Source organism: Streptomyces sp. NPDC029138, assembly GCF_055564375.1.
Map to the genome: position 1 here is coordinate 133652 of NZ_JBVHWM010000012.1, position 11134 is coordinate 144785.

The 11134-nt window shown below is 72.0% G+C and carries 8 protein-coding genes; 3 read left to right on the forward strand and 5 right to left on the reverse strand.

The features are described 5' to 3' along the window. The first annotated feature begins 106 nt into the window (after positions 1–106). Positions 107–3280: an FtsX-like permease family protein gene (locus ACZ4WH_RS13970; protein WP_468179976.1), complete on the forward strand. Its 3174-nt coding sequence runs from the start codon at positions 107–109 to the stop codon at positions 3278–3280. Between the two features lie 118 nt (positions 3281–3398). Next, the gene (locus ACZ4WH_RS13975) at positions 3399–4349 is read left to right on the forward strand and encodes an ABC transporter ATP-binding protein (RefSeq protein WP_468179978.1); all 951 of its coding nucleotides are present in this window, start codon (positions 3399–3401) and stop codon (positions 4347–4349) included. A gap of 165 nt (positions 4350–4514) precedes the next feature. Here the strand turns inward: ACZ4WH_RS13975 and ACZ4WH_RS13980 are convergent, their stop codons facing one another. The 3 genes from ACZ4WH_RS13980 to ettA are packed head-to-tail and all read right to left on the reverse strand — an operon-like array spanning position 4515 to position 7300. After that, positions 4515–5195: a DUF8185 domain-containing protein gene (locus ACZ4WH_RS13980; RefSeq protein WP_468179980.1), complete on the reverse strand. Its 681-nt coding sequence runs from the start codon at positions 5193–5195 to the stop codon at positions 4515–4517. Then, a complete protein-coding gene (locus tag ACZ4WH_RS13985; RefSeq protein WP_468179982.1) occupies positions 5192–5629 on the reverse strand; it encodes an acyl-CoA thioesterase in 438 nt (145 codons plus the stop codon). The genes ACZ4WH_RS13980 and ACZ4WH_RS13985 overlap by 4 nt, the downstream gene beginning before the upstream one ends. A 6-nt stretch (positions 5630–5635) precedes the next feature. Next, positions 5636–7300 (reverse strand): energy-dependent translational throttle protein EttA, encoded by a 1665-nt coding sequence (gene ettA / locus ACZ4WH_RS13990; protein ID WP_468179985.1) that lies wholly within the window; start codon positions 7298–7300, stop codon positions 5636–5638. A gap of 468 nt (positions 7301–7768) precedes the next feature. Between ettA and ACZ4WH_RS13995 the strand changes: the two genes are divergently transcribed. Beyond that, a complete protein-coding gene (locus ACZ4WH_RS13995) occupies positions 7769–8455 on the forward strand; it encodes a lytic polysaccharide monooxygenase auxiliary activity family 9 protein (RefSeq protein WP_468179987.1) in 687 nt (228 codons plus the stop codon). 257 nt (positions 8456–8712) lie between these two features. On the opposite strand, the gene ACZ4WH_RS14000 is transcribed toward ACZ4WH_RS13995, so the two are convergent. Next, positions 8713–10071 carry a Cys-Gln thioester bond-forming surface protein gene (locus ACZ4WH_RS14000; protein ID WP_468179989.1) on the reverse strand — a complete coding sequence of 453 codons (1359 nt, stop codon included), beginning with the start codon at positions 10069–10071 and terminating at the stop codon, positions 8713–8715. A gap of 330 nt (positions 10072–10401) precedes the next feature. Then, the gene (locus ACZ4WH_RS14005; RefSeq protein ID WP_468179991.1) at positions 10402–10935 is read right to left on the reverse strand and encodes a single-stranded DNA-binding protein; all 534 of its coding nucleotides are present in this window, start codon (positions 10933–10935) and stop codon (positions 10402–10404) included. Positions 10936–11134 lie beyond the last annotated feature (199 nt).

An 11134-nucleotide genomic window follows, 5' to 3' on the forward strand; every position in this document is an offset into this window, starting at 1 on the left:
GTGCTTCCTCCCTGGGCGCGAGCCCGGCCGCGGGCCTCACTCGTGGCGTCGGCCGTACTCCGAACGAAACCGGCGCGGCTGTCGCGTGCGCAGGGGGGTGAGTGACATGGGCCGTCGGCTGCCGCGCGTGGTCGCTCCGTGGGTGCGGACGCGGTTGCGGGCCGCGCCCGGGGCCGCCGTCGCGCTCGCCTTGCTCGTCGGGCTGGCCGCCTGTCTGGCCGGTGCCTTCCCACGGGCGGTGGACCGGTACGAGGACGCGGGACTGCAACGGACGCTCCGGCAGGCCCGCCCGGAGCACACCACCGTACGGGTGTCGGCGCCCCAGCCCGACCTCGGCCTGCCACCCGGGCGGCGCGCCGCGGCGCTCCGCCCCGACGTCCTGAAACGGCAGTACGAGAAGGTGCTCGGCGCGGTCGGCGGCCCGCTGAGCGTGAACCGCGCCCAGTCCGCGTACGGCGTCGCCGGCACCGTCAGCCCGGCGGTGCCCGACCCGTGGCTGCCCCGGCCGACCGGGCTGCCCGCTCATGTCTCGCTGGCCGCCCAGAGCGGCCTCGCCGAGCACGCGCGCGTGCGCACCGGCCGGCTGCCGCGCGCCGCGCACCCGGTCGACGCCTCGACCCCCGAGGTGGAGGCCGCCGTGACCGCCGCCACCGCCAAGGCCCTGCACATCAAGGTGGGTTCGGTCGTCCACATGCCGGCGCCCGGCCGGGAGCCGCTCGCCGTCCGGGTCACCGGCATCCTCGTCCCGCGCGACCCCGACGGCGCCTACTGGTCCACCGTCCCGCTGCTGCGCACCCCGAACCTGGTGACCCTGCCCACCCCCGGCCCGGACCCGGACAAGTACTGGCTCGGCGCGCTGCTGCTCGCCCCGGAGGCGGCCCCCGCCCTGCTGGGCACCAGTACCAACCCGGCCCGCTACTGGCACCTCGCGCCCGACCTGCGCGGCCTGCACGCCCACGACCTCGACCGGCTGCGGCCGGCCGTCGCCGCCCTGGAGTCCGGTCCCGGCCTGCGACGCGCCCGCGCCGTCACCGACGACGGCACCGACATCAACACCGACCTGGACGATGCCCTCACCTCCTTCTCCCGGCTGCGCTCCGGCATCGCCCCGCTCGTCTCCGTGGCCGCCGCGGGCACCGCGACGGTCGTCGCCGTCGTCCTGTTCATGACCGGTGGCCTGGCCGCCGACCGGCGCCGCGCCGAACTCGCCCTGTTGCGCGCCCGTGGCGCCTCCCTGTCCGGCCTCGCCGGGCGGCTGCTCGCCGAGACCGCCGTGATCGCCGTACCGGCGGGCGCGCTCGGCCTGGCCGGGTCCCTGCTCCTGGTCCCCGCCGGCCGGGTCACCCCGGCCGTCCTCTGCACCCTGGCCGTCACCCTCACCGCCTGCGCCGCCCTCCCCCTGCGCGCCGCCCTCGCCCACCGCGCGGTCCGGCTGACGGCCCCGCGCGAGGACATCGCCTCGGTACGGCCCTCCCGGCGCCGCACGGTCGCCGAGCTGACCCTGCTGGTGCTGGCCGCCGGTGCGGTGGCCACCCTGCGCCGGCGCGGCACGACGGGCGACCAGCTGACGGCGGTGGCCCCCGTCCTGGTCGGTGTCATCGCCGCGCTGCTGCTGCTCCGCCTCTACCCGCTGCTGCTGCGCCGCCTGTCCGGTCCCGCCGGGCGGCTCCGCGGCGCGGTCGGCCACCTCTCCCTGGCCCGCGCGGGCCGCACCCAGGCCTCCGCGGTGCTCCCGCTCCTCGCCCTGCTGACCGCGCTGACCACGGCGGCGTTCGGCGGCTCGGTGCTGGCGGGCGTGGCCGAGGCCCGGGACCGGGCGGCCCTGCTCACGGTCGGCGCGGACGCCCGCGCGGACGCGGCCACCCCGCTGCCGGCCGACGCCCCCGCCCGGGCCCGCTCGGTCCCCGGGGTCCGCGCGGTGACACCCGTCAGCATCGCGTACCAGGCCAAGCCGGAGGACGGCGAGAACGCGGTACCCCTGGTCGGCGTCGACCCGCACGACTACGCCGACCTGACCACCCACACCGGCCTGGGCCCCTTCCCGACCGCCCGCCTGACGGCCGGGGGCCAGTCCGACAGGGGCGGGCTGAGGGCTGGGGCAGGGTCCGGCACCGAGCGCCTGACGACCGGGGAGCGGCCCGGCGCCGAGCGCCTGACAGCCAGCGGCCATCTGACGGCTGGGATCCACTCCGGCAGCAGGCTTCTGACAGCCGAGGAGCAGTCCGGCACTGCCCGCCTGACGGCCGAGGAGCGCTCCGGAACCGGCCGCCTGACGACCGAGGACCGGTCCCGCACCAGCCGCCTGACGACCGAGGAGCAGCACCGCACCAGCCACCTGACGGCCGGGATCCACTCCAGCACCAGCCGCCTAACAGCCGTGGAGCAGTCCGGCACTGCCCGCCTGGCAGCCAAGACCCACTCCCGCACCGCCCGTCTGAGTGCCGAAGCCCACCCCGGCGCCCACCTGACAGCCAGGGCCAGCTCCCGCACCAGCCGCCTCGCGGCCAAGGCCCGCTCCCGCACCCTGCCCGCCGTCGCCTCCCCCTCCGTCGCCTCCTCGTACGGCACCCGGCGGCCCTTCCTGGTCCGGCTGGAGGACGGCAGCGCGGCCACCGTGCGGATCGTCCTGGTCCGCGACCGGACGCCGGCCGTCCCCGGCCCCGACTTCCTCATCGTGGACCGAGCGGGCCTCCCCACCCCGGCGGGCCGCCCCACGACCCTGCTGCTGACCGGCGACCATATGGACGCGGGCGCGCTGCGGAAGGCCGTCGGAGGCTCGGCCGCCGTCCGGGTCCGGGCCGAGGAACGCGCCCGGTACGCCGACTCGCCCCTCCAGTCCGGCGCCGAGCACGTCTACACGGCGGCGGTCGCCACGGGGGCCGGCTTCGCCGTCCTGGCCCTGCTGCTGTCGCTGCTCCGGGCGGCCCCGGAACGGTCCGCGCTGCTGGCCCGCCTCCGCACGATGGGCCTCACCCGCGCCGAGTCCCGCCGCCTGCTGATCCTCGAATCCCTGCCCCAGGCCCTCCTGGCAGCCCTCGGCGGCACACTGACCGGCTGGACGGCGATCCGCCTGCTCTCGCCCGGCATCGACCTGACAACCATCGCCCTCCCTTCGGCCCAGAACCCCTTGACCGAGACCCGCCTCCACCCGGACACCTGGTCACTCCTGCTTCCGGCACTCGCGGTGGTGACGGTGGCGGTGGGAGTGGCGGCCCTCCAGGCGTGGTGGACGGGGAGACGAGGCTCGGTGACAGAACTACGGGCGGGGGACAGCCGGTGAACCCCCCAGCCGCCCCACCTGCGAAACGCAGCGGCACCCCGCCGGCGCGAGCGAGCGCCCCCACCCCCGCCCAGCACGAGCACCAGCACCCGCACGGCGCGCCCCCACAGGAGACCCCATGACCACCGACCCCACCCTCACCGACCTCGCCAAACGGGTCACGGACGCCAAAGCCACCCCCACCTACGGCCACGACGCCCTGATCACCTGCGACCGCCTCGTCCGCGTCTTCACCACCGCCGGCATCGAGGTCCAAGCCCTCCAGGGCCTGGACCTCCTGGTCCGCGAGGGGGAACTGATGGCCCTGGTCGGCGCGTCCGGCAGCGGCAAGTCCACGCTGATGAACATCCTCGCCGGCCTGGACACCCCCACCGCCGGCGCGGCCCGCGTCGCCGGCCGCGACCTGCTCACCATGACCGCCGCCGACCGCCTCGCCTACCGCCGCGAGGTCGTCGGTTTCGTCTGGCAGCAGACCGCCCGCAACCTCCTCCCCTACCTCACCGCGGCCCAGAACGTCGCGCTCCCCCTCCAGCTCTCCCGCACCCGCAAGGGCCGCCGCGCCCGCACCGAACGCGCGCTGGAGCTCCTGGAGCTGCTTCAGGTGGCCGACTGCCGCGACCGCCGCCCGCAGCAGATGTCCGGCGGCCAGCAGCAGCGCGTGGCGATCGCCGTGGCCCTCGCCAACGACCCGGCCGTCCTGCTCGCCGACGAACCCACCGGCGAACTCGACTCCCAGACGGCCGCGCAGATCTTCGACGCGTTCCGCACGGCCAACGAGACCCTGGGCACCACGATCGTCATCGTCACGCACGACCAGGCGGTGGCGAGCGAGGTCCGCCGTACGGTGGCGATGCGAGACGGCCGTACCTCCACCGAGGTGCTGCGCCGCAGCGAGATCGACGCGGCGACCGGCCATGAGACGGTCGTGGCCCGCGAGTACGCCATGCTCGACCGCGCGGGCCGCCTCCAGTTGCCCGCCGACTACCTCCGCGCCCTGGACATGCGCGACCGCGTGGCCCTGGAACTGGAGTCCGACCACATCGGCGTATGGCCGGACGACAGACAGTGAGCCGACGTATGGCCGGAGGACACATAGCGGGCCGACGTATGGCCGGACGACACACAGTGAGCCGACACATGGCCGGACGGCACACGGTGAGCCGACACATGGCCGGAGGACACATAGTGAGCTGCCATATGGCCGGACAACACAAAGTGAGCCGAACCGCCCGGCTCAGCGCACACTGACCCCGAAGGCCCCGAGCAGCCCCGCCTGCCGCACGGCCACCGACCCGTACGGCGTACGCAGCCGCAGCCACGCCCCCGAGGAGAACAGCCCGGTGTCGCCCGGCTCGGTGCCGGGCCGCAGGAAGCCCAGTGACTGGGCCGCGTGCACGGCCCGTACCGGCAGCCCGGTGCCCGCGATCTGCCGGGACCAGATGTCCCGCCCGATCCGGTCCAGCTCCGCACGGGTACGACCCTCCGGCCCCAGCTCCTCCGTGCGCGAGCGGAACTCGGCCACCGCGGCGGCGACCGTGGCGCGCAGCGCGTCCGGCGCCGGCAGTCCCGGCTCGGGCCGCCAGCCGGAGCGCGGGGGCAGCACCCCGGCCCACGGCGGTCCGGTGACCGCGCCCGGAACGGCGGCGGTGGCCGCGCGCTCGTCCACGGACTCCAGGAACTCACCGGCGGAGACGGTCACGTCGAGACTGACGTCGAGCCCGTCCTCGTACGGCTTCGCCAGCCGCACCGCGCGGACGGCCATGACCTCGAAGGACGGCGGCCGGCCGAAGACGGCGAGTGCGGTGCCGGCCGCCTGCAACCGCACTGCGGCTCCACGGTCGAAGTGGAGCAGCCGGGAGAGGAAGGCGGCGAGGTCCGCCGCCTCCGTCTCGTCGGCCAGGTGCAGCACGGTCATGCCGCGACGGCCTCCCCTTCTGGCTCGGCGTCCGCGGCGTCCTCGGCGGTGTCCGTGTACTCCTGGAGGAACTCACGCTCCTCCGCGGTGATCCGCCGCGGACGCTGGGCGTCGAAGTCGAACGGGACGATGACCGTCGACGCCCGCACGTACACGAGATCGCCGTCCTTCACCTCGTAGGTGAGGGTGAAGGACGCGGCCTTGATCTCGGTGACCCACAGCTCGATGTCGACCGGCTCGTGCCGGTGGACGAGCTGCCGCTTGTAGTCGATCTCGTGGCGCGCCACCACGGACCCCTGCTTGAAGTCCTTGTCCGGACGGAACAGGAAGTCGATCCGGGCTTCCTCCAGGTAGCGGAGGAACACCACGTTGTTGACGTGGCCGTACGCGTCCATGTCCGCCCAGCGCAGCGGGCAGCGGTAGATGTGGCGCAAGACCGATCAGCCCCGGGTCAGCTTCTTGTAGGTGGCGCGGTGCGGACGCGCGGCGTCCGGGCCGAGCCGCTCGATCTTGTTCTTCTCGTACGACTCGAAGTTGCCCTCGAACCAGAACCACTTGGAGTCACCCTCGTAGGCGAGGATGTGCGTGGCGACGCGGTCGAGGAACCACCGGTCGTGGGAGACGACGACGGCGCAGCCGGGGAAGTCCAGCAGGGCGTTCTCCAGGCTGGAGAGCGTCTCGACGTCGAGGTCGTTGGTGGGCTCGTCGAGGAGCAGCAGGTTGCCGCCCTGCTTCAGGGTCAGCGCCAGGTTGAGCCGGTTGCGCTCACCGCCGGACAGAACGCCGGCCGGCTTCTGCTGGTCCGGGCCCTTGAACCCGAAGGCCGACACATACGCGCGGGACGGCATCTCGACCTGACCGACGTTGATGTAGTCGAGCCCGTCGGACACGACCTCCCACAGCGTCTTCTTCGGGTCGATGTTGGCGCGGGTCTGGTCGACGTAGGAGATCTTGACGGTCTCGCCGACCTTGATGTCACCGGAGTCCGGCGTCTCCAGGCCCTGGATCATCTTGAAGAGGGTGGTCTTACCGGCACCGTTCGGACCGATGACACCCACGATCCCGTTCCGCGGCAGCGTGAACGACAGCCCGTCCACCAGCATCTTCTCGCCGAAGGACTTGTGCAGGTCGTTGACCTCGACCACGACGTTGCCCAGACGCGGGCCCGGCGGGATCTGGATCTCCTCGAAGTCCAGCTTCCGCATCTTCTCGGCCTCGGCGGCCATCTCCTCGTACCGCGCGAGACGGGCCTTGGACTTGGCCTGCCGCCCCTTGGCGTTCGACCGCACCCACTCCAGCTCTTCCTTGAGCCGCTTCTGCCGCTTGGCGTCCTTCTGCCCCTCGACCTTCAGACGGGAGGCCTTGGTCTCCAGGTAGGTGGAGTAGTTGCCCTGGTAGGGGTAGGCACGACCACGGTCGAGTTCGAGGATCCACTCGGCCACGTTGTCGAGGAAGTACCGGTCGTGGGTGATCGCCACGACGGTGCCCGGGTACTTGGCGAGGTGCTGCTCCAGCCAGTTCACCGACTCGGCGTCGAGGTGGTTGGTGGGCTCGTCAAGGAGCAGCAGGTCGGGCTGCTCCAGCAGCAGCTTGCAGAGCGCGACGCGGCGCTTCTCACCACCGGAGAGGTTGATGACGGGCCAGTCGCCGGGCGGGCAGCCCAGCGCGTCCATGGCCTGCTCCAGCTGCGCGTCGAGGTCCCACGCGTTGGCGTGGTCCAGCTCCTCCTGAAGCTTGCCCATCTCGTCGAGCAGCGCGTCGGAGTAGTCGGTCGCCAGCAGCTCGGCGATCTCGTTGAACCGGTCGAGCTTGCCCTTGATCTCGGCGACACCCTCCTGGACGTTCTCCAGGACGGTCTTCTCCTCGTTCAGCGGGGGCTCCTGGAGCAGGATGCCGACGCTGTAGCCCGGCGACAGGAACGCGTCCCCGTTCGACGGCTGCTCGATCCCCGCCATGATCTTCAGCACGGTCGACTTACCGGCACCGTTCGGGCCGACAACGCCGATCTTCGCTCCCGGCAGGAAGTTCAGGGTGACATCATCGAGGATCACCTTGTCGCCGTGCGCCTTGCGCGTCTTGCGCATGGTGTAAATGAACTCAGCCAAGAGAAACCGTCCGGCAGCTTGAAATCTGGCAGTGGGCAGATACACCCCATCTTGCCTGACTGCCAGCCTTGGGTGGTAACCCATTGGGCCGGGGAGCCCTGACCTGGGGTTTCGCTACGAGCCGCCGTGGCTCGCCTGTCACCGCCGACCACCGTCGGTCACCTCGGGCACCCTCACACGACCCAGGCACCTGGGGTGGCGCTGCCGAGACGAGGAAAGCGGCAGCACCGAGCAAACGATTCACGAGCGCTGGAATCACGTCCCTCGGCAAGGGTGGCGGTGCTGAGCCTGAGTTCGCACAGTCCCGGGCTTTGCCGGCGGATGCCGCGCGTTTGAGGTTTGGCGGAAACAAGCAGTTGCCGCCTTGTGGTGCGCCACGCAGCCTGGAGAGCAGGCGCGGGAGCGCTCCCACGCGGGCCGCGCCACAACCCCACAGTGAACCGATTCCCCCACAGGAAGAGCCTCGCCATGCATTGTCATGAGCATGTGGATCGTGAGCACGCACGTCCGACGGGTCGCCGTCTGGCGCTCGTCCTGAGCACCCTCGTCGCGGTGCTCGTCAGCCTGATCACCTGGGGCGGCACGGCCTCCGCCCACGGTTCGGTGATCGACCCGGCCTCGCGCAACTACGGCTGCTGGCAGCGCTGGGGCAGCGACTTCCAGAACCCCGCGATGGCGGAACAGGACCCCATGTGCTGGCAGGCATGGCAGGCCAACCCCAACGCCATGTGGAACTGGAACGGCCTCTACCGCAACGGTTCCGCCGGCAACTTCCAGGCCGTCATCCCCAACGGACAGCTGTGCAGCGGCGGCCAGACCGAGGGCGGTCGCTACAACTCCCTGGACGCCGTCGGCCCCTGGAAGACCACGGACATCGGCGCCAACTTCACCGTCAAGCTGTACGACCAGGCCAGCCACGGCGCGGACTACTTCCTCGTCTACGTCACCCGGCAGGGCTTCGACCCCACCAAGCAGCCGCTGACCTGGAACGACCTGCAACTGGTCACCCGGACCGGCAAGTACGCGCCCAGCCAGAACTACTCGATCCCCGTCAGCACCTCCGGCTACAGCGGCCGCCACGTCGTCTACACCATCTGGCAGGCCTCGCACATGGACCAGACCTACTTCCTGTGCAGCGACGTGAACTTCCGCTGACCCCGTTCACCGTGCTCCACCCGCTGGACCCGCTTGACCCGCTCACCTAGCTGTCTTCACCCCGTCCCCACCTATCGGACGCGGCCCGGCCGAGCCGAGACCGGGCCGCGTCCACCTCTTTCGGGAGCGCTCCCAAACTGCGTGGGGCCCCCTCCGGCGACGACACCCTGTGGTTCGACGACGTGGCCGCCGGCTCGACACCGATCGGCTGGTGAGGGGCGTGTCGACCCCGCTGGGTGACGGTCGCCGCCCACGGGTCACCCGCCGTGGGTCGATTCCCTCTTGCGCAGCACGATCAGGACCACGCCGCCGATCACCACCAGGCCGATGGCCACGCCCGCGATCAAGGGTGTGATGGCCGAGCCGCCGGTCTCGGCCAGGTTGGTGGTGTCCGCGGTGTCGCCGCCCACCGTGGCCGGGCTGGGCTCGGTGCGGAGCTGGGCCGTCTCCGTCGTGATCGTGCCCTGGGTCTTGCAGTCCAGGACGCCGGTGAAGCGGTGGCTGAAGCCATGGGGGCCGGTGATCGTGAAGTCGTACGCCTGGTCCTCCTGGAGCGGCACGGTCACCGTGCGGGACGCGCCCGCGGGGATCGTGTGCTCGGCGCCCATCAGGCGGAAGGTGAACGGCTCGTCGCCCTTGTTGGCCGCGGTGATGTCCAGGCCGCCCTTGGCGCAGTTCTTGCGGGCCGAGACCGCCGGTATGGCGCCCTTCTCCGCCCAGCCTGCCGTCGCCGTCGCGGAGACCGTGGACTCGCTGGAGCCGGCCAGGATCTGGGTCTGGCTGCGGCTCTCGGAGGCGAAGGCCCGGCCCACCGGTACGGTCGTCGACGCCTGCACGTTCAGCTGGGCCGTCCCGTCCGCCGCGTCCTCGGGGACGTCGAAGAACAGCCGACTGCCGTCCTTCGCCGAAGTGATCACCTTGCCGGTCTTGTCGATGATCCGCACTCCGCTGGTGGCCGCGTCCGCCTGCGGGCTCACCGTGACCGCGCCCGCGTTGGTGTGCACGGTCACCGGCCCGAGCAGGTCGCCCGGCCGGCCGGAGACGGCGGGCGGGTCCAGGGTGAGCGAGGCCTGTGGCTCGGTGACGCTGCGGGCGTTCTTCTCCAGGTAGTCGGCGAGCTTCTCGGCCTGCGGGTCCACGGCGTCGACCTTGGCGCCGTCGGAGTAGCGCCAGATGGCCACCTGGGTGCCGGCCGCCGCGTCCTGCTCGGTCAGCCCGCTCGTCCCCGCCCGCCGCGCGAGTGCGGCGAGATCGTTGACCTGGGGGTAGGAGTTCTGGAGGATCCAGTGGATGCGGCCCGCGTCCTTGTTGGTGCCCAGCGAGGTGCCGCTCCAGGGTGTCTCCTGGTATCTGGCGTCCCGCTGGGTCGGGTTGTGGAGGTCGACGCAGTACGTCTGTAGGGTGCCGCCGCCGTCCACGGACATCTCGAACAGGCCCGCGGACACCCGCTGGTCGCCGCCGTCCCCGTGGATCACGGCCTCTCCGTAGGTCTTCAGGCCGTTGATCGTGGCCGTCGCGCCGCCCTGGGTCTGCGGTGTGCCCTCGGCCACGGCCGTACCGGCACCGGACAGCACGCCGGCCGCCATGAGGCCGGTCACCGCGGTGGCGGCGGCCATGCGGGCCGTTCCCGTGGACCGGCAGAACCCAGAGAGCGCAGCAAGCACAGAATTCCCCTTCGAGCAGGACCCGTTGGACGTGGGGGACGGTCCCACCAGCAGAATCGGCAGCCCCTAGGGGCACGCCCGGCATCCTATGGATCAGCCGGAGCCTCACCCGTCGGTCGGATGATCCGATGGCCGATCCGATCCGTAATCGTTATCGCCGGGACCGTCCGCGAGCTGGCCATATCGACAAATCCACCGGTTCGTACGGTGCGTTCAGGCGGTACGCACAGCTTGTGGGCGCGGATTCGGCGACAAGGCGCGGGCGGCGACGCGTCGCTGACGTCATGTCACTGCCACCGCCTGCTGCTCCTGTGGCGCAAGTCCCGGTTCCTCCAGGCCCTGTTCGTCCAGGCCCTGCTGTCCCTGGTCGTGCTGTTCCGGTTGGCCGTCCTGCGGTTCCGTCGGTCGCGGTGTCTCCCAGTTCGGCTCCGGGCGGGCCGTCGTCGGTGGCGCCTCCGGTTTGACCGCGCGCTGGAAGAGCGCCATACCGCGTGACAGGTCGTGGCCGATCGCGACGGCGTCGATGTCGGCGGACGCCCACTGCTGCTGCCCCTGCACCTCCGTGCGCACCTTCAACCGGCCCTGGACGACGACCGGCTGGCCCACCTCCACGCACGCGGCCACGTTGACCGCGAGCTGCCGGTTGGCCCACACGGTGAAGAAGTTGGTGTGTCCGTCCGTCCAGGCGTTCTTCTCCCGGTCCCAGTAGCGTGCGGTGACCGCGAGGCGGAACCGGGCCGACGGCCCCGTCGCCAGTTCGCGGTACGCCGGCCGGGTCGCCACGTTGCCCACCACACAGACGTTGGTCTCGTTCACTTCGATCGCTCCCCTCCCCCGCCCGTGCTCTCCGGCCGGGCGGACAGGCGTACGGGCCCGTCCCGTACGGCTGCGTCTGCCGTGGGGGGGGGGGGGGGGGGCTGTCGTATGAGCCCGGGCCCCCCCACGAAAGACCCCCCCCCCCCCCCCCCCTCCCCGCCCTCCCCCTCTTGTGGTCTCCCTGGGCTCCGAATTCCCC